The organism is Pseudomonas lurida (genome assembly GCF_002563895.1).
Lineage (GTDB): Bacteria > Pseudomonadota > Gammaproteobacteria > Pseudomonadales > Pseudomonadaceae > Aquipseudomonas > Aquipseudomonas lurida.
The window spans coordinates 1,632,285-1,648,785 of the sequence record NZ_PDJB01000001.1 but is presented as its reverse complement, the minus strand read 5'-3'; the positions used below and the strand labels follow the sequence as shown (position 1 = coordinate 1,648,785).

Sequence of the window (16,501 nt, the reverse complement as noted above, 5' to 3'; positions counted from 1 at the left end):
GGGTGGTGTTGAGCTTGAGGTCAGGGCTTGAGCGGACGTTTCTGGTCGCGCTCGGACAGCTCCGTCCCGTCATCGGGATGCTTCCAGGTCTGCGGTTTTTCTTCCTCCTGCCGCCGGGGTCGCTCGCGCTCCGGTGCGTCCTGCGGTGTGTGTTGGTCAGCCATTGCCACCTCCCATCCGTAAGAATTGGTCACTTTGCAAGCATAGAACAGCGAAGACATTTTGGACTGCACCGCCGATTGATAGCCAATGAACATCAATCTATCCAAATTTGTCACTTATCATTTCTAAATGTGTCAGCCACTATTCGAAGTCTTAGGCGAAACAAGCACTTTAAAAAGAACGCTGGAGACACAAAACCATGACTAGCCCTTCCCGGCCCGACTCTGCCCGTTCGAAAGTGGGTGCGGTATTCCGCGTTACTTCGGGCAACTTCCTCGAACAGTTCGACTTCTTTCTGTTCGGTTTCTACGCCACCTACATCGCTGCCGCGTTCTTCCCTGCCGCTAATGAGTTTGCGTCATTAATGATGACCTTCGCCGTATTCGGCGCAGGCTTCCTGATGCGTCCGTTGGGCGCGATCATCCTGGGTGCCTACATCGATGACGTCGGTCGTCGCAAAGGGCTGATCGTGACGCTCTCGATCATGGCCAGCGGCACGCTGCTGATCGTGCTGGTGCCCGGTTATCACACTATTGGCCTGTGGGCGCCCTTGCTGGTGCTGCTGGGCCGCCTTTTGCAGGGCTTCTCTGCCGGTGCAGAACTGGGCGGTGTGTCGGTGTACCTGTCTGAAATGGCCACCCCAGGCCGCAAAGGCTTCTACACCAGTTGGCAATCGGGCAGCCAACAGATCTCCATCGTGGTCGCCGCCGCGCTGGGTTATGGCCTGAACGTGTGGATGGAACCGGCCGTAGTGGCCGATTGGGGCTGGCGCATTCCGTTTGCCATCGGCTGCGTGATCATCCCGTTCATCTTCTTCCTGCGTCGCAACCTGCAGGAGACCGAGGAGTTCGCCAACCGCAAGCATCGGCCGACCATGCGCGAAGTGCTGGCGACCCTGGTGAAAAACTGGACCGTGGTGATTGGCGGCATGCTGATGGTGGCGATGACCACCACCGCGTTCTACCTGATCACTGTGTACGCGCCGACCTTCGGCAAGACCGTGCTGCAACTGAGCACTTCCGATGCACTGCTGGTAACCCTGCTGGTGGCGGTGTCGAACTTTGTCTGGCTGCCGATCGGCGGTACCTTGAGTGATCGTTTCGGCCGCAAGCCGGTGCTGATCGCCATGACCGCACTGACCGTCCTCACCGCTTATCCAGCGCTGTCCTACGTGGTGAATGCGCCAAGCTTCGGCCATATGCTGGAAACCCTGTTGTGGTTCTCCTTCCTCTACGGCATGTATAACGGCGCAATGATCCCGGCGCTTACCGAGATCATGCCCGTGGAAGTGCGCGTGGCAGGGTTCTCCCTGGCCTACAGCCTGGCGACCGCGATCTTCGGCGGCTTCACCCCGGCGATCTCGACCTGGTTCATTCACATCACCGAAGACAAGGCCTCGCCGGCCTACTGGATGATGTTCGCTGCGCTGTGCGCGTTGTGCTCGACCCTGGCGCTGTATCGCCGCGCCAACGCTCGCGGGCAGGTCATGCAGGGGGCCGCGCAATGAAGGCACTGTTCAAGACCCTGACGGGCCTGGCCCTCGGCGCGCTGGCGCTGACGGCCCAGGCCGAACAGCTCAAAGTGATGACCTCTGGCGGCTTCACCGCCGCGTATAAATTGCTCGGCCCGCAGTACGCCAAGCAAAGCGGTGACAGCCTCGACACCATTCTCGGCCCCTCCATGGGCAAGGCGCCGGAAGCGATTCCCAACCGCCTGGCCCGTGGCGAACATGCCGACGTGGTGATCATGGTCGGCTACGCCCTGGATGAGCTGATCAAGCAGGGCAAGGTCGACCCGGCCTCCCGCGTGGAGCTCGCGGATTCGCGCATCGGCCTGGTAGTGAAAGAAGGTGCAGCAAAGCCTGCCATCGGGACTGATGCCGAGCTCAAAGCCGTGCTGAGCAAGGCCAAGTCCGTGGCGTATTCGGACAGTGCCAGCGGTGTGTATGTCGAGAAAGAGCTGTTCAAAAAGCTCGGCATGCCCGCCAAGGGCACCATGATCGAACGCCTCCCGGTGGCCGAGCAGGTCGCCAAGGGTGACTACGAAGTGGGCCTGCAGCAGGTGGCGGAATTGTTGCCGGTGCCGGGTGTGACCTACGTCGGCAAGATCCCGGAAGACGTGCAATCGGTGACGCGCTTTGCCGCTGGCATTCCGGTCAACGCCCAGCACCCGGAGCAGGCCAAGGCGCTGCTGCATTACCTGGCCTCGCCCGAAGCGCAACCGGTGGTGCAATCCACCGGCCTGGACTCGGTGTCACGCTGAGCGAAACGGCATCTCCCGCACTAACCGCTCCAACTCCAGCGCCGCCGGTGGCAACGTCCGCCCGCGGCGCTTGATCAAGCCCACATTGCGCATCACCTGCGGCTCCACCAGCGGCACACTCACCAGAATCGGGTGTTCAATGGCGGGCATGGCAATCGACGGCACCATCGCGACCCCCAACCCCGCCTCCACCAGCCCGATCATCGTGGTCACGTGGTGCGTCTCGCAAATACTCGGCTTTTTCACCCGCACACCGCGCAAGGCCTGGTCGAGCAGGAAACGGTTGCCAGAGGTTTTGTCGACGGTGATGTAGTCGTGCTCATAGGCCTCGACCCAGGTCACGCTGTCGCGTTGGGCCAACGGGTGGTCACGGCGACACGCCAGTACATAGCGCTCTTGCAACAGCAGTTCGAACTCCACTTCATCGGCCAGGCTGCCGCTGAAACTCACGCCAAAATCCGCCTCGCCACTTTCCACCGCATTGCACACCTCGCCGGCACTGGCATCCAGCACCCGCAGGCGAATCTTCGGGTACAGCTTGTGGAATTCGGAGATCACGTGGGGCATGAAGTAATACGCGGTCGACGGCACGCAGGCGATGGTGACATTGCCCATGCGCGTGGACGCGACGTTACTGATGCCCATCAGCGCCACGTCGAGGTCGTCGAGCATGCGTTCGACCTGCGGCAGGAACGCGCGGCCGACCATGGTCAGGCTGACGCGCCGGGTGGTGCGCTCGAACAGCTTGACGTCGAGGGCAGTCTCGAGCTTTTCGATCCGCCGGCTCAGGGCCGGTTGCGAGATGCGGATGGCCTCGGCGGCACCACGGAAACTGCCCTTGTCTACCACGGCACGGAAAGCCTGGAGGTCGTTGAGGTCGAAGTTGATGATCACGGTAGGAAGGCCAAAGTGGTCGGGGTGGCGAGCATTATCGTATGGGAGCCGATGAGGCGCCATGCGTACCGGAGCCAGACTACGCTGATAACGCTGCCGCCCATTGCTTACAGGACAGCCCCCCTGCAACAGCAGCCGGTTTAATTCTGCCAAGCCTGCGGGCTACTGAAAAACGCCTGCGCATTGCTGTCCAGCGTTTCCAGGTGATAGCCACCTTCCTGCACGATCACACACGGCAGCCCCAGCCCTCGAATGCACGCGCCCAAACGCGCAAACCCATCGCGCGTTACCGCAACCTTGCTCTGGGGGTCCAGTTCGTAGATATCGAAACCCAGCGACAGCACCAGCACATCCGCCGAGAAGTCTTTCACCGCCGCCAGGGCCCGTTGCAGGTTTTCGAAGAACACCGCCTCGCTGGCGCCGTGGGGCATCGGCAGGTTGAGATTGAAGCCTTCACCCGCCGCACGTCCGCGCTCCTCGGCGAAGCCGGCCACGCCAGGATAGAAGTTGGTCGGGTCGCCATGGATCGACACATACAGCACGTCGTCGCGGTCGTAGAAGATCTCCTGGACGCCTTGCCCGTGGTGCATGTCGGTGTCGAGCACCGCGACGCGCTGGAAGCCTTGGCGCAGGGCTTGCGCCGCAACGGCCGCGTTGTTGATGTAACAGAACCCGCCGGCAGCGTCGTATCGCGCGTGATGCCCAGGTGGGCGGCACAGTGCGTAGGCAGCCGGGGCGCCGTCAAGAATAGTCCTGGCGGCCGCGACCGCGCTCTGGGCCGACCAGTAGGCCGAGCGCCAGGTGAGCTCGCCAACGGGGCAACTGCCGTCCGCCAGGTAGCGCGCAGCCTGGGCGAGGATGCCGCGCAAGGCGTTGGGTTCACGTACGAAGATGTTGGACATGACTTCGTCACCCCACTCTTCGGGGATTTCTTTCCAGCGCTGATGGGCTTCCTGGAGGAAGGTCAGGTACAGCGCGCCGTGGATGGCCAGCAGCGGGTCGAGGCCAAAATCCTGCGGTTGCTGGATGTCGAAGCCCAGGGTCTGTGCGGCCAGCAACAGGTTGCGGGCGCGCTCCGGGACTTCCTGTGGCGTGCGCATCTGCCCACGGGAGTAGTAGCTGCGCGGATGGTGCAGGAGTTGTTCGGGGTGGAAAAACGTACGCATTAAAATTCTCCTTACTGAACCTGGCCGGCGCGTTTCAACACGGCGTTGAGCAATACATCGGTGCCCTGGCGCACGTCCTCGGGCAACACGTCTTCGGCCTCGTTGTGGCTGAGGCCGCCCACGCACGGGATAAAGATCATCGCCGTCGGACAGTAGCGCGCCAGGTGGATGGCATCGTGGCCGGCGCCACTGACGATGCGTTGCTGGCTGTAGCCCAGGGCGTCCACCGAGGTTTGCACGCACGCGACACACTCACTGTCGAATGGCGTGGCGGGGCTGACCCAGTGGGGGCTGACAGTCACGCTCAGGCCACGCTGTTCGGCGATGGCGTGTAACCGCTGGCGTACCTGTTGCTCCATGGCGTCGATCTCGCTGTCGCGGTGATGACGCAGGTCGACGGTGAAGGTCAACAATCCTGGAATGGTATTGCGCGATGATTTGGCGATGTTCAATTCGCCGACGGTGGTCAGGCCTTGCGGGGCAAAATCCGCCGCCAGTGCCTCCAGCGCCTGGATCATTTGCGCGGCGCCATACAGCGCATCTTTACGCAACGCCATCGGCGTCGTACCGGCGTGGGCGGCCATGCCGTCGACGCGCACATCCAACCAGCGAATCGCCTGGCCACCGGTGACCACGCCAATGCTCTTGGCATTGTCCTCAAGGATCGGGCCCTGCTCGATATGCGCTTCAAAATACGCATCCACTGCGCCGCCCAATGGGCGCGAACCGTTATACCCCGTGGCGCGCAATGCCTCGGCCACGCGGATGCCATTGACATCGGCCGTGGCCAGGGCCTCGTCCAGCGCCAGGGTGCCGGTGAACACCGCCGAGCCGAGCATGGCCGGGGTGAAACGCGCGCCCTCCTCGTTGGTCCATACGGCGATTTCCAAGGGTTTGCGCGTCTGGATACCGTGGTCGTCGAGGCTGCGGATCACTTCCAGGCCGGCGAGTACACCGTAGACACCATCAAAGCGCCCGCCTTCGGGTTGGGTGTCGAGGTGGCTGCCGATCATGACCGGTGCCGCGTCCTTATCCGTGCCGGCACGCCGAGCGAACAGATTGCCGATGGCATCCACGCTCAACGTCAGCCCGGCAGCGTCGCACCAGTGGCTGAACAGTTCTCGACCGCTTTTATCTTCAGCGCTCAGCGCCAGGCGGCAACTGCCGCCGCGGGCCGTGGCGCCAATCTCGGCCATGGCCATCAGGCTGGCCCACAGGCGCTCGCCATTGATCTTCAACATTGCACACGCTCCATCAAACACTATGGGCCATCTCATGACGGTGAGCGATGGCGTGGCGGCGCGACAACGCCAGTACGCACACCAGCGAGACCGCCGCGATCAGGCTGTAGAACACTGCCATCGGCCACCATTGGCCCTGGTATTCATGGGCCAGCCACGTGCCGATCAACGGCGTGAGCCCACCCGCCAGCGCACCGCAGACCTGATACGCCAGGGAGATCGCCGTGTAGCGCACGCGGGTTTCAAACAGGCCACTGACAAACCCGGCGATCACGGCATAAAAGGAGGCCATGCACACCACCGCCAGGGCGATGCCAAGGATGATCAACGGCGCCTGGCCACTGCTCACCAGCACGAACATCGGGTAAGGCGACGCCATTGCCAATACCGTCATCGCACACAGGAAGCGCGTGGCACCGACTTTCTCCGCCACCCACGCGGCCAGGGGCTGGACGCAGAACTGAATGATGGCCACGAAAAACAGGCACTCCAGAATCAACGAACGCGGCAAGCCCAATTGCTGAGTGCTGTAGGCAATCATGAAGGTATTGGTGAAATACACGCCGGCGATGCCCAGGGTGTTCGCGCCGATGCACAGCAACAGCGGGCGCCAGGCGGTTTTCAGCACTTCGATCACTGGGGCTTGGTCTTTCTTGATCGCTCGCGCTTTTTCCGCCAGGGCTTTGTCTTCGAGGAATTCAGGCGACTCATTTACGCCCAGGCGAATCGCCAGGCCCACCACCAACAGCAAGGCGCTGGCAAGGAACGGCACGCGCCAGCCCCAGCTGAGCAATTGGTCTTCCGGTAAACGAGTGACCGCACTGAAGGCGAGCAACGACAGGATCAACCCCGCCGGGCTGCCCAATTGCGCGAAGGATGCAAAGAAGTTACGCCGACCTTTCGGCGCATGCTCGCCCGCCATCAACACCGCCCCGCCCCACTCGCCGCCGACGGCAATGCCCTGCACGACGCGCAGCAGGATCAGCAGCACCGGTGCCGCGGCGCCGATCTGGGCGTAGGTCGGCAACAAGCCGATGCACACGGTGACCACCCCCATCATCACCAGGGTGATCACCAGGGATTTCTTGCGCCCGATCCGGTCGCCGATATGCCCGAACACAATGCCGCCCAACGGCCGCGCGAAGAAGCCCACGGCAAACGTGCCGAACGCGGCCATGGTGCTGAACAGCTTGTCTTCGGAGGGGAAAAACAGTTGGCCAAATACCAGCGCGGCGGCGGTGGCATAGATGTAAAAGTCGTACCACTCGATCATGGTGCCGATGAAAGCGGCGGCCGCAGCACGGCGGGGCTGGGGCGAAGCGGATGGCTTCATGGGGCTGGCTCCTTTGGTTATTTTTTTGGCAGGAGAAGGGTCAAACGCGTGCGCTCTGAAGGCGCTTGTCAGGAGGATTTTTTGTCTCGGGGCTATGATTAGTCAATTTTCTATTTATTATTCTAATTATAAATCCTGCTTATTATCGAGCCCGAGCATGCCTGAGTTTCGCCGCGACGTTCACCCGCTGCTCAACGACCGCCTGGACTGGAACCTGCTGCGCACCTTTCGCGTGATCGGCCAGGAGTTGAGCATCAGTCGCGCCGCCGCCCGCCTGCACCTGACCCAACCGGCGATCAGCCAGGCCCTGAAGCGTCTTGAAGAACAACTCGATTGCCAACTTATCGTGCGCCGTGGTCCGCGTTTTGTGCTCACCGAAGCTGGCGAACAGATTTTCGCCATCGCCGGCGAGATGTACGGCCAGGTATCGCAGATGAGCAACGCGCTGCAAAAACCGGGCGACGAGGTCATTGGCAAAGTGCGCTTGCTGACGATCAGTCGCATCAATTCCGACCTGTTCGATGACTTTCTCGCAGGCTTTCACCGCGAACATCCGCGGGTGGATCTGGATGTCGAGGTAATGCGCAGCTCCGACATCGTCGCCGCCCTTCTCGAAAAAACGGCGACCCTGGGGCTGAGCCTCAATCGCCGGCCACAACCGCGCCTGGAACAGCACCTGTTCCTGCGCCAACGTTATGCTTTCTTTTGCGGGCGCCACCACCCGCTGTTTGGTCGCAGCGCCCTGGCCGAGGGCGACTTGCAGTCGGAAAACTTCGTGAGTTTCACCAGCGATCAAATCGGCGGGATGCTCTCGCCGCTGACCATATTTCGCGACCAACAGGGCTTCAGTGGGCGCATCGTGGCGTCGTCATCCAGCCTGGAAGAAGTGCGGCGGCTGGTGATCGCCGGGTTTGGCCTGGGCTGCTTGCCGATTCATGTGGTGGCGGACGATGTGAAAAACGGCTTGCTGTGGCGGCTGCCGCCGGATGAAGGCATCGCGGATGTGGACATTTATCTGCTGTGGAATCGGGAGCAAAAGATGAGCCGGGCAGAACGCGTGTTTATCGATAGCTTCAGGGCACGGTTAGCCCAGTAGGCGTTCCTCTGCACTGCGCGCCATGATCTGTAAATCGTCGAAAGGGTTCCTGCCGATCAACATGAAACCATGGGACGCATTGGACCAATACACCACATTCATCCCCCGCCGCTGCTCAGTCGCCAAGCCCGCCGGGCCCTTTTGGCTCGCGGTAATGCACAGCGCCAGTGGACCGTGGCGCGGGTCCAGGTAGGTCAACTGGCCGATCAGTACGCCGTCATAGTTGAGGATCTGCGCGCGCCGGAACTCGGCACCGGGCAGGCTCACTGCGTCTGGGGACAATGGCAGGCCCAGTTGAGTGCCAACAGAACGCAGTTGCGCGACATGAGCAGCGCGATCGGCGCTTAGATTCTCCAGGGTCTGGGGCGTGTACAAGGCCATGTATTCAGCGACCGATGCACGCCAGCCCTGGCCGGACTCGGCATGGGGCCATGCCATGAACAGGCGGTCGGCAACGACGCCGGCCACCGCAAAGCTCGCCGCCACCGCCAGGAATCGCCGGCGACTCAAGGCAGGCGGTTCTCTCGCTGGCAGCGCCTTGAGCATTGCGTTCAAGCGTTCGGTGGGAGCCTCATCCAGCACCCCCTCAAACGCGGCCTTGAAAGGCATATCAGCGCATTGCAATGCCGCCAGACGCTCCGCCACAGCGGGATGAGCGTGGAGCTGGTCGACGACAAACCGACACTGATCAGCGTCCAGTTCGCCATCCAGATACGCCACCAGCAGTTCGTCGGACGGTGCATTAAGGTCGGTCATCGTCGTTCTCCGCTGGTTTTTTCCGCTCGGTGATTGGAGGGGGGCGCCTCGGCAAGCTTGGCGCGTGCGGCCGCCAGCCGACTCATCACCGTCCCCACCGGTATGTGCAGGACGTCGGCAATTTCCTTATAGGAAAGCCCTTCGACATACGCCAGAAACACCGTCTCCCGTTGCGCTTCGGGCAGGCCGTTGACGCGCTTGATCACTTGCGCGGCCAGCACCTGGTCCTGGGCCTGGCTTTCGCCATCGAACGACAAGGCTTGCTCAGCATCGACGAAGCCCTGCCCCTGCCGCACCCGTTGCGAGCGCAGTTCGTTAAGCCAGATCGAGTGCATGATCGCCAGCAACCAGCGATCCAGCCGCGTGCCTGCCGCGAACTGCCCGGTTCGCTCCAATGCGCGCACACAGGTGGCCTGGACCAGGTCCTCGGCCAGATGCTTTTGCCGCGACAACACCAGCCCGTATCGCCATAAACGTGGCAACAACAGGCCTAGCTCGCGACGAAACTCAGCGTCTCTGGTGATGGCGGCCCCCTGCTCGTTCAATCACCGGTTTCATACCCGTGGTGCGGCAGCGATGGCTTCAGCGAGGTCTTCATATTCTTCGCAGGTGGTGCTGCACAGGGCTTTGATTTTCAGCAACTGCTCCTGCGCCAGGTCTATACGCCCTTTGATCACGTAGGCTTCACCGAGGTACTCACGGACCTGGGCGTAATTGGGGTCCAGCGCCACGGATTGCAGGTAGTAGCCGATGCCTTCGTCGGTGCGACCCAATTTGCGCGTGGCGTAGCCGCGATAGTTCAAGGCCTTGGCGGTGTTCGGGTTTTGCAGGGTGTCGAGCAGAGCCAGGGCTTCGGTGTAACGCCCGTCCTTGGCCAGGCGGTAGGCGTAATCGGTGCGGTCGGCATCCGAGGTGGCCTTGCTGGTTTGCAGCACGCACTTGCCGGTCTTGGTATCCCAGACCTGGCCCTTGGGGCAGTTGGGCTTGGGCGGTGCCGATTCATCGCCCGAAGCACGTGCCTGCCCGGCCAACAACGCGGCCGCCAGGCAGGCACCGAACAACAGCGCGCGGTGAGGGTTGAGCAGGTATGGAGGGTGAGTCTTCATGGTTGTATTGCTCCGCAACGACAGGGTGGTACAGCAGCAAACGTTATTTTTGCCAAGCACTCCGCGGGCGGGGCAGCATGCGGCGCAAGGTGCCGTCGCGCATCACGCAGTGATGCCACAGCGCAGCCCCGGCATGCAGCCCCGCCAGCACGATAATCGCCCACGCCACGTCGTTGTGCAGGTCACCCAGGGTGCCCCGCCACTCATGATCGACCCCGAAAGGCGCGGGAACGGAAAACAGCCCGAAAAAGTTGAACGGCTCGCCCTGGGCCCAGCGATACAGGAACCCCAGCGCAATCTGCGCCAGCAACAACAGGTACAGGCAACCATGCGCCATTTTTGCCAGCAGGTTAAGCGCTGGGTGACTGTCGGCCTTGAGGCGCTTGCCACCGAACAGCCGCCAAAGCAGGCGCGCGGCGATCAACAGCGCCATGGCGATGCCCAACGAGATATGCACCGACTGCAGCCCCTTGCGCAGCGGCGTCCCCTTCGCCAGGTTTTCCCAGACATGGGCACTGGCAAACATGAAGACCACCACTGCGGCGGTCAGCCAGTGAAAGGCGCGGGTCAGGCGGTCGTAGCGGTCGGATAGGCTGTTCATGGGCGTTCCCTGGGTGGTCTGTGGGATGAACACCGCAGGAGGGAAAGTTATTCGCCGGGGATGGAATTTTGTTTCAGGGCGCCGCGAAAAATAAACCGCTCGGAAACCAAAAAGCCCGGTGGCTTGCTCAGCCACCGGGCTTTTTCATGACGGGGCGCAGGTTTCAGCGTTCTTTATTGGCCTGGGAAAGCGCCGACGCGGCAAGGGAATTAGTCTCCTCACGGTATTGACCGCTCCTTAGGACCTTGCCCGCCTTCTCTTCCATCACGGCACCGGTCTGTTTGTCAGTACCGCTCTGAGCCAACGCGGACGCTGCAAGGCTTTTGGCAATCGCCGAGGCATTCGGATTGTTGAGTGTTTCTGCGGCCAACGAGGCCATCGTGCTGGAGGTTTTTTTAGTGTTCGTGCTCATGGTGCATTTCCTTTGCGGTGCAGTGATTTCTACCTTAGAAATCGTCGAGACCGAAAGATAATGAGTTCCCTGGAGGGTCGCAATGCGGGGCCTGTGCGCAACGTTTTGGAAATGTGTAAGACAGGCGCGATCTTAATGTAGGTCGCACTTCATACCGCATCAAATCAGATTATTGCGCCGGGCAACGTCCGCCAAGTCCACCACCGATTTCACGTTCAGCACCGCCGATGCCTCACGCGACGGTGACACCCTGGCAGGCAACGGCCACAGCCATGTCATGGACACCGTCGCGTCGATTTCGCTGCTGGCCGAAGAAGTGACGTCGGCAACCGGGGAAATCCAGAGCCTGGCCGATAGCGTCCAGGACATCACCAAGGTTTTGGACGTGATCCGTGCCATTGCCGAACAAACCAACCTGCTGGCCCTGAACGCAGCCATCGAGGCCGCCCGCGCCGGTGAGGCGGGTCGTGGTTTCGCCGTGGTGGCCGACGAAGTCCGCGCGCTGGCCCATCGAACCCAGCAGTCGACCCAGGAAATCGAACAGATGGTCAGCGGCGTGCAAAAAGGCTCGACCCAAGCGGTCTCGGCGATGCACAGCAGCAATGAACGCGCACGCTCGACACTGACCGTGGCCCACAGTGCGGGAGAGTCACTGGAGCAGATCACCCATGCAATCACCCGAATCACCGAAGGCAACCTGATCATCGCCAGCGCCTCCGAGGAACAGGCCCAAGTGGCCCGGGAGGTGGATCGCAACCTGACCAATATCCGTGACCTGTCGGCCCAGACTGCCGCCGGTGCGAACCAGACGACTGCAGCCAGCCAGGAGCTTTCGCGCTTGGCGGTGGATCTCAATACGATGATTGCGAAGTTTGTGGTTTAGGGTTTATCCCCAGAAACGAAAAAGCCCCGTAGCTTGTTCAGCTACGGGGCTTTTTCTGTGTAATGGCGGAGAGATAGGGATTCGAACCCTAGGTACCGGTGAAGGTACAACGGATTTCGAATCCGTCCCATTCGGCCACTCTGGCATCTCTCCAACGGCGCGCATCATAACAGCATGATTAGTGGATGCAAAGCGCCGAAGCGATTTTTTCCGTGCTATCAGATGCTTGCGTCGATTAAAGCGGTACGCCGAGACGATTGGCGACTTCTTCATAGGCTTCGATGACGTCACCGAGGCCCTGGCGGAAGCGGTCTTTGTCCATCTTCTTCTTGGTGTCCTTGTCCCACAGGCGGCAGCCGTCCGGGCTGAACTCGTCGCCCAGGACGATGGAGCCGTCGTGGAATACGCCAAACTCAAGCTTGAAGTCCACCAGCAGCAGGCCTGCATCGTCGAACAGCTTGCTCAGCACGTCGTTGACCTTGAGGGACAACTCCTTCATGCGCGCCAGTTGCTCAGCGGTGCCCCAGCCGAACGCCACGACGTGGGATTCGTTGATGAACGGGTCACCCTTGGCGTCGTCCTTCAGGAACAGCTCGAAGGTGTAGGGATTGAGCTTGAGGCCCTCTTCCACGCCCAGGCGCTTGACCAGGCTGCCAGCGGCGTAGTTACGCACGACGCATTCAACCGGGATCATGTCGAGTTTCTTGACCAGGCACTCGTTGTCGCCCAGCAGCTTGTCGAACTGGGTCGGAATGCCGGCCGCTTCGAGCTTTTGCATGATGAAGGCGTTGAACTTGTTGTTCACCATGCCTTTGCGATCGAGCTGTTCGATGCGCTTGCCGTCGAACGCCGAGGTGTCGTTGCGAAACAGCAGGATCAGGCGGTTGGCGTCGTCGGTCTTGTACACCGACTTGGCTTTGCCGCGGTAGAGTTCTTCACGTTTTTCCATGATGGGCTCCGCTTGCTAAATGGTGGGCTAGGCGATGTGTCGCCAGTCGAGCCCTGAATCTTGATCGGCCAGTTGCAGCCAGTCCGGGTCACACCCGAGGGTGTCGACAAAACATTGCCGGGCCAGCTGCGGCAGGTTGTTCTTGCTGCTCAGGTGGGCCAGGACCAGGTGTTGCAAGTCTTGCCAGCCCAACTCATACACCAGGTACGCCGCCTGGTGGTTGTTCAAATGTCCCAGTTCGCCGCCTACCCGCTGCTTGAGAAAGTAGGGGTAATGGCCGCGAGCCAGCAGCTCTCGGCAGTGGTTGGACTCGATCATCAAGGCATCGAGGTTCCGGTAGCCGTCCAGCACCTTGGCGCAATAGGAGCCCAGGTCGGTCAGTACGCCGAAGCGCCGTTCACCATCACTGAATACATACTGCGTCGGTTCCTGGGCGTCGTGCGCCACGGCAATCACTTCGACGCTCAAGGCTCCGATTTGCAGCTGCTCGCCGCCGGCCAGGAAACCTGCGGGTTCAATGGGTTTGCGCATCCCGCGCAAGGTACCGCGACTGAGGTACACCGGAATATTGTAGCGCCGAGACAGCAAACCCACGCCATGCACGTGGTCGGCATGTTCGTGGGTCACCAGAATCGCGCTCAGCTGCGCGGGGTGAACCCCCAGGCGCAGCAGGCGCCGCTCGGTTTCTCGTAGCGAGAAACCACAATCCACCAGCACGTACGTATCGTCGTGGGCGACCAGCGTACCGTTCCCTTGGCTACCGCTGCCGAGAACGGCAAAACGCACCGGATCAGCCCAGGTTGTCTTGAATCACGCCCAACACTTTGCGCGCTGTTTCAGCCGGCGCAACGGTATTGATGTTCTTCTCGACGGTGACCTGCACGCTCTCGCCAACCTTGCTCAGGCGAACCTGGTAACGCTCGGCACGGGTCTCGATTTCTTCCTTGGTCGGCTTGCTGCCGAACAGCTTGCCGAAGAAACCAGGCTCTTCATCCTTACGCTCGGCCTTCTCGGCCACGTTGATGTAGTACAGGCCCAGGCTGCGGTTGATGTCTTCAACACGCCAAGGGCCCTGCTCCAACGCGCGGCCAACACTGGCCCAGGCACGGTCGAGGTCTTCACCCAGGTTGAGCACCACGTTGCCGCTGCCGTCCTCGGTGAGGCTGACGCGGCTCGGGGTGTCGTAATCACGTGCGGCGAGCAGGGAAACCGAACCGCCCTTCTCGGAAATACGGCTCATGCTCGCCAGCATCTCGTCGACCAGCGCCGAGTCGACACCGGTGTTGACCGAACGGTTGGTGAAATCAACGTTGGCGGTGCTGCCGGCAGGACGCTCGGCGCTGACTACGTAGACTTCACTGGTATTACGCTGCACGCCTGGCTCGATGCGTACACGCACGCGGGCTTCGCTGTCAGCGGCGACGCCACCGGCCTGCAAGCGCTTGGCCATGGTGGCGGACAGTTCGCTGCCCTGCTGCCATGCAGTGGTGAACTCGCCGGTCTGCGGGCGTTGCTCGTCGATGCGGAAACCGTTGTCCTGGAAGAACTGCACGGCCACCGGCCAGACTTCGGCAGGTGGGCGCTGAGCCACGATCCAGCGAGAGTCGCCGCTTTTCTGCAGGCTGTAGTCACTGGCATCCGCCACGGCCGAGATCGGCTGTGGACGCGGCACCACGTACTCACCCTTGGTGGTGTCGTCGGCGACGTTGCGCGGAATGGGCAGCAACGGGTCAAGGCGCTTGGCGACGTTGACGCCTGGCGGCAATTCCATCGGTTTGGTGGGTTGTGCTTCCAGGTAATCGCTGCCGCGGTCACGGAAGTAGCCTTCCGGGCCCCAGATCCAACCGCAGCCACTGGTGCTGGAGATAATCAAGGCAAGTGCGGAAAGTCCGGCCAATCGCTTCATGCGTAGTGCTTCCTCAATTAAACCAGGACGCCGGACTGGCGCAGGGCCTGTCGCAGCGGTTCGTGACAGGCGTCGCTGAGACGGGTGAGCGGCAGACGGATACCGTCCGGCATCATGCCCATTTCAGTCAGTGCCCATTTCACGGGAATAGGGTTGGATTCGATAAACAGTGTCTTGTTGAGCGGCATCAGCTTCTCGTGGATCGCGCGGGCGGTGACGGCGTCGCCGGCAATGGCGGCGGCGCACATTTGGCTCATGGCACGCGGGACCACGTTGGCGGTCACGGAGATGTTGCCTTTGCCGCCCAACAGGATCAGCTCGACAGCGGTGGCGTCGTCACCGGAATACACCAGGAAATCGCTGCTCACGCCGGCCAGGATGTCCTTGGCGCGCTGCAGGTCGCCGGTGGCTTCCTTGATACCGATGATGTTCGGCACGGTGGACAGGCGGATCACGGTGTCGGCCTTCATATCGCAGGCGGTACGACCCGGCACGTTATAGAGGATCTGCGGGATGTCGACCGCTTCGGCAATGGCGCGGAAGTGCTGGTACAGGCCTTCCTGGGTCGGCTTGTTGTAGTAGGGCGTCACCAGCAGGCAGGCATCGGCACCGGCCTTCTTGGCGTTTTTGGTCAGCTCGATCGCTTCACGCGTGGAGTTGGCGCCGGTACCGGCGATCACGGCAATACGACCCGCGACCCGCTTGACCACGAATTCGATCACCTGAATGTGTTCTTCCACATCGAGGGTGGCCGATTCACCTGTGGTGCCGACCGCCACGATGGCATTGGTGCCTTCTTGCAGGTGGAAGTCCACCAGTTTGCCCAGGCTGTCCCAGTCGAGATGACCTTGTGCATCCATGGGTGTGACCAGTGCCACCATACTGCCCGCAATCATGCAACCGCTCCTGCCGGAAAAAGAGAGCCGTAATGGTACTGGCGCCAAGATGCTTGCACAAGCGAAGTACCGCCTGAGGATGCGTTCTGGCGCAACTAAACGACGGGCAATGCCATCATTGGGAAAAAGCAGGCCTTGAATCACGCTGAAATCAGACCGATCACGCAATGAAAACGCCACCTCCTATCCCTTGGCGGCGGTTTTCGCTACCCTTCATCCTTTGATCGATACGGCCCTCACAGTATCGACCGCTCATCGTTTTAGGAAGGCTGCATGTCCACCCCCACAGTTCGCGAACAATTCCTTGTTATCAGTGCCCTCGGCGCCAACCCCATGGAGCTGACCAACGTCCTGTGCCGCGCCAGCCATGAAAACCGCTGCGCCGTCGTGACCTCCCGCCTGACCCGCCATGGCGAGTGCAGCGCGCTGGTCCTGCAGATCTCCGGCACCTGGGATGCCCTGGCGCGCCTGGAAACCGGCCTGCCGGGCCTGGCCAAGAAGCATGACTTCACCGTCAATGTAGTGCGCAGTGCGGCCCTGGAGAATCGTCCCCAGGCCCTGCCGTATGTGGCGTATGTCAGTTCGGCCTACCGCTCGGACATCGTCAACGAGCTATGCCAGTTCTTCATCGACCATAACGTCGAGTTGGAGAACCTGACCTGCGACACCTACCAGGCTCCGCAAACCGGCGGCACCATGTTGAACGCCACCTTTACCGTGACCTTGCCGGCTGGCGTGCAGATCAGCTGGCTGCGCGATCAGTTCCTGGATTTCGCCGATGCCCTGAACCTCGACGCCTTGATCGAGCCATGGCGCCCACAGAACCCAATGTAAGGAA

18 protein-coding genes, 1 tRNA gene and 1 pseudogene are annotated in these 16,501 nt (G+C 61.4%); 5 read left to right on the top strand and 15 right to left on the bottom strand.

Features of this window, described 5'->3' with window-relative positions; genetic code table 11:
- Window positions 1-20: 20 nt before the first annotated feature.
- Complete coding sequence (locus ATH90_RS29325) at window positions 21-164, bottom strand: hypothetical protein (RefSeq protein WP_170041098.1); 144 nt, start codon at window positions 162-164, stop codon at window positions 21-23.
- Between the two features lie 197 nt (window positions 165-361).
- Between ATH90_RS29325 and tcuC the strand changes: the two genes are divergently transcribed.
- A complete protein-coding gene (gene tcuC / locus ATH90_RS07485; RefSeq protein WP_034104158.1) occupies window positions 362-1,669 on the top strand; it encodes an MFS transporter in 1,308 nt (435 codons plus the stop codon).
- On the top strand, window positions 1,666-2,424 hold the full coding sequence (locus tag ATH90_RS07480; RefSeq protein ID WP_034104156.1) for a substrate-binding domain-containing protein: 759 nt from the start codon (window positions 1,666-1,668) through the stop codon (window positions 2,422-2,424). The genes tcuC and ATH90_RS07480 overlap by 4 nt, the downstream gene beginning before the upstream one ends.
- Here ATH90_RS07480 and ATH90_RS07475 read toward each other — a convergent pair.
- From ATH90_RS07475 to ATH90_RS07460, 4 genes are all read right to left on the bottom strand, one after another.
- Entirely contained in the window at window positions 2,416-3,318 is a 903-nt protein-coding gene (locus tag ATH90_RS07475) for a LysR family transcriptional regulator (protein WP_034104154.1), read from the bottom strand. The genes ATH90_RS07480 and ATH90_RS07475 overlap by 9 nt on opposite strands.
- A gap of 140 nt (window positions 3,319-3,458) precedes the next feature.
- The gene (locus ATH90_RS07470; RefSeq protein WP_098465971.1) at window positions 3,459-4,484 is read right to left on the bottom strand and encodes a histone deacetylase family protein; all 1,026 of its coding nucleotides are present in this window, start codon (window positions 4,482-4,484) and stop codon (window positions 3,459-3,461) included.
- Window positions 4,485-4,495: 11 nt separating this feature from the next.
- Complete coding sequence (locus tag ATH90_RS07465; protein WP_098465970.1) at window positions 4,496-5,725, bottom strand: Zn-dependent hydrolase; 1,230 nt, start codon at window positions 5,723-5,725, stop codon at window positions 4,496-4,498.
- 13 nt (window positions 5,726-5,738) lie between these two features.
- On the bottom strand, window positions 5,739-7,058 hold the full coding sequence (locus ATH90_RS07460) for an MFS transporter (protein WP_098465969.1): 1,320 nt from the start codon (window positions 7,056-7,058) through the stop codon (window positions 5,739-5,741).
- A 157-nt stretch (window positions 7,059-7,215) separates the two neighbouring features.
- On the opposite strand from ATH90_RS07460, the gene ATH90_RS07455 reads away from it, so the two are divergent.
- Window positions 7,216-8,154 carry a LysR family transcriptional regulator gene (locus ATH90_RS07455; protein ID WP_034104143.1) on the top strand — a complete coding sequence of 313 codons (939 nt, stop codon included), beginning with the start codon at window positions 7,216-7,218 and terminating at the stop codon, window positions 8,152-8,154.
- Here ATH90_RS07455 and ATH90_RS07450 read toward each other — a convergent pair.
- The 5 genes from ATH90_RS07450 to ATH90_RS07430 all read right to left on the bottom strand — a co-directional run bounded on the left by ATH90_RS07450 (window position 8,143) and on the right by ATH90_RS07430 (window position 11,029).
- On the bottom strand, window positions 8,143-8,910 hold the full coding sequence (locus ATH90_RS07450; RefSeq protein ID WP_098465968.1) for an anti-sigma factor family protein: 768 nt from the start codon (window positions 8,908-8,910) through the stop codon (window positions 8,143-8,145). The two genes, ATH90_RS07455 and ATH90_RS07450, sit on opposite strands and share 12 nt — an antisense overlap.
- Entirely contained in the window at window positions 8,907-9,392 is a 486-nt protein-coding gene (locus tag ATH90_RS07445) for an RNA polymerase sigma factor (protein ID WP_034104260.1), read from the bottom strand. The genes ATH90_RS07450 and ATH90_RS07445 overlap by 4 nt, the downstream gene beginning before the upstream one ends.
- A gap of 72 nt (window positions 9,393-9,464) precedes the next feature.
- Complete coding sequence (locus ATH90_RS07440; protein ID WP_098465967.1) at window positions 9,465-10,016, bottom strand: tetratricopeptide repeat protein; 552 nt, start codon at window positions 10,014-10,016, stop codon at window positions 9,465-9,467.
- A gap of 43 nt (window positions 10,017-10,059) precedes the next feature.
- Window positions 10,060-10,617, bottom strand: a complete 558-nt coding sequence (locus ATH90_RS07435; protein ID WP_098465966.1) for a cytochrome b — start codon at window positions 10,615-10,617, stop codon at window positions 10,060-10,062.
- Between the two features lie 163 nt (window positions 10,618-10,780).
- Window positions 10,781-11,029 carry a hypothetical protein gene (locus tag ATH90_RS07430; protein WP_098465965.1) on the bottom strand — a complete coding sequence of 83 codons (249 nt, stop codon included), beginning with the start codon at window positions 11,027-11,029 and terminating at the stop codon, window positions 10,781-10,783.
- Between the two features lie 217 nt (window positions 11,030-11,246).
- Here ATH90_RS07430 and ATH90_RS07425 point away from each other — a divergent pair.
- Window positions 11,247-11,912: pseudogene (locus ATH90_RS07425) on the top strand (methyl-accepting chemotaxis protein); the annotation flags it as partial.
- Window positions 11,913-11,975: 63 nt separating this feature from the next.
- Here the strand turns inward: ATH90_RS07425 and ATH90_RS07420 are convergent.
- The 5 genes from ATH90_RS07420 to dapA all read right to left on the bottom strand — a co-directional run bounded on the left by ATH90_RS07420 (window position 11,976) and on the right by dapA (window position 15,663).
- A tRNA-Ser gene (locus ATH90_RS07420) sits at window positions 11,976-12,065 on the bottom strand.
- Window positions 12,066-12,147: 82 nt separating this feature from the next.
- Complete coding sequence (gene purC, locus ATH90_RS07415) at window positions 12,148-12,861, bottom strand: phosphoribosylaminoimidazolesuccinocarboxamide synthase (RefSeq protein WP_010212191.1); 714 nt, start codon at window positions 12,859-12,861, stop codon at window positions 12,148-12,150.
- A gap of 27 nt (window positions 12,862-12,888) precedes the next feature.
- Window positions 12,889-13,647, bottom strand: a complete 759-nt coding sequence (locus ATH90_RS07410; RefSeq protein WP_098465964.1) for an MBL fold metallo-hydrolase — start codon at window positions 13,645-13,647, stop codon at window positions 12,889-12,891.
- Window positions 13,648-13,651: 4 nt separating this feature from the next.
- The gene (bamC, locus tag ATH90_RS07405) at window positions 13,652-14,767 is read right to left on the bottom strand and encodes an outer membrane protein assembly factor BamC (RefSeq protein WP_012722775.1); all 1,116 of its coding nucleotides are present in this window, start codon (window positions 14,765-14,767) and stop codon (window positions 13,652-13,654) included.
- 17 nt (window positions 14,768-14,784) lie between these two features.
- Entirely contained in the window at window positions 14,785-15,663 is an 879-nt protein-coding gene (gene dapA / locus ATH90_RS07400; RefSeq protein WP_098465963.1) for a 4-hydroxy-tetrahydrodipicolinate synthase, read from the bottom strand.
- A gap of 273 nt (window positions 15,664-15,936) precedes the next feature.
- Here dapA and ATH90_RS07395 point away from each other — a divergent pair, with 273 nt between their 5' ends.
- Window positions 15,937-16,497, top strand: coding sequence for a glycine cleavage system transcriptional repressor (locus tag ATH90_RS07395; protein ID WP_003172487.1), 561 nt, complete (start codon window positions 15,937-15,939; stop codon window positions 16,495-16,497).
- Window positions 16,498-16,501: the final 4 nt, after the last annotated feature.

Bases quoted from the DNA above. Each gene is read 5' to 3' on its own strand.
- ATH90_RS29325 (WP_170041098.1), bottom strand. From the start codon at position 164: ATGGCTGACCAACACACACCGCAGGACGCACCGGAGCGCGAGCGACCC.
- tcuC (WP_034104158.1), top strand. From the start codon at position 362: ATGACTAGCCCTTCCCGGCCCGACTCTGCCCGTTCGAAAGTGGGTGCG.
- ATH90_RS07480 (WP_034104156.1), top strand. From the start codon at position 1,666: ATGAAGGCACTGTTCAAGACCCTGACGGGCCTGGCCCTCGGCGCGCTG.
- ATH90_RS07470 (WP_098465971.1), bottom strand. From the start codon at position 4,484: ATGCGTACGTTTTTCCACCCCGAACAACTCCTGCACCATCCGCGCAGC.
- ATH90_RS07465 (WP_098465970.1), bottom strand. From the start codon at position 5,725: ATGTTGAAGATCAATGGCGAGCGCCTGTGGGCCAGCCTGATGGCCATG.
- ATH90_RS07460 (WP_098465969.1), bottom strand. From the start codon at position 7,058: ATGAAGCCATCCGCTTCGCCCCAGCCCCGCCGTGCTGCGGCCGCCGCT.
- ATH90_RS07455 (WP_034104143.1), top strand. From the start codon at position 7,216: ATGCCTGAGTTTCGCCGCGACGTTCACCCGCTGCTCAACGACCGCCTG.
- ATH90_RS07450 (WP_098465968.1), bottom strand. From the start codon at position 8,910: ATGACCGACCTTAATGCACCGTCCGACGAACTGCTGGTGGCGTATCTG.
- ATH90_RS07440 (WP_098465967.1), bottom strand. From the start codon at position 10,016: ATGAAGACTCACCCTCCATACCTGCTCAACCCTCACCGCGCGCTGTTG.
- ATH90_RS07435 (WP_098465966.1), bottom strand. From the start codon at position 10,617: ATGAACAGCCTATCCGACCGCTACGACCGCCTGACCCGCGCCTTTCAC.
- ATH90_RS07430 (WP_098465965.1), bottom strand. From the start codon at position 11,029: ATGAGCACGAACACTAAAAAAACCTCCAGCACGATGGCCTCGTTGGCC.
- purC (WP_010212191.1), bottom strand. From the start codon at position 12,861: ATGGAAAAACGTGAAGAACTCTACCGCGGCAAAGCCAAGTCGGTGTAC.
- bamC (WP_012722775.1), bottom strand. From the start codon at position 14,767: ATGAAGCGATTGGCCGGACTTTCCGCACTTGCCTTGATTATCTCCAGC.
- dapA (WP_098465963.1), bottom strand. From the start codon at position 15,663: ATGATTGCGGGCAGTATGGTGGCACTGGTCACACCCATGGATGCACAA.
- ATH90_RS07395 (WP_003172487.1), top strand. From the start codon at position 15,937: ATGTCCACCCCCACAGTTCGCGAACAATTCCTTGTTATCAGTGCCCTC.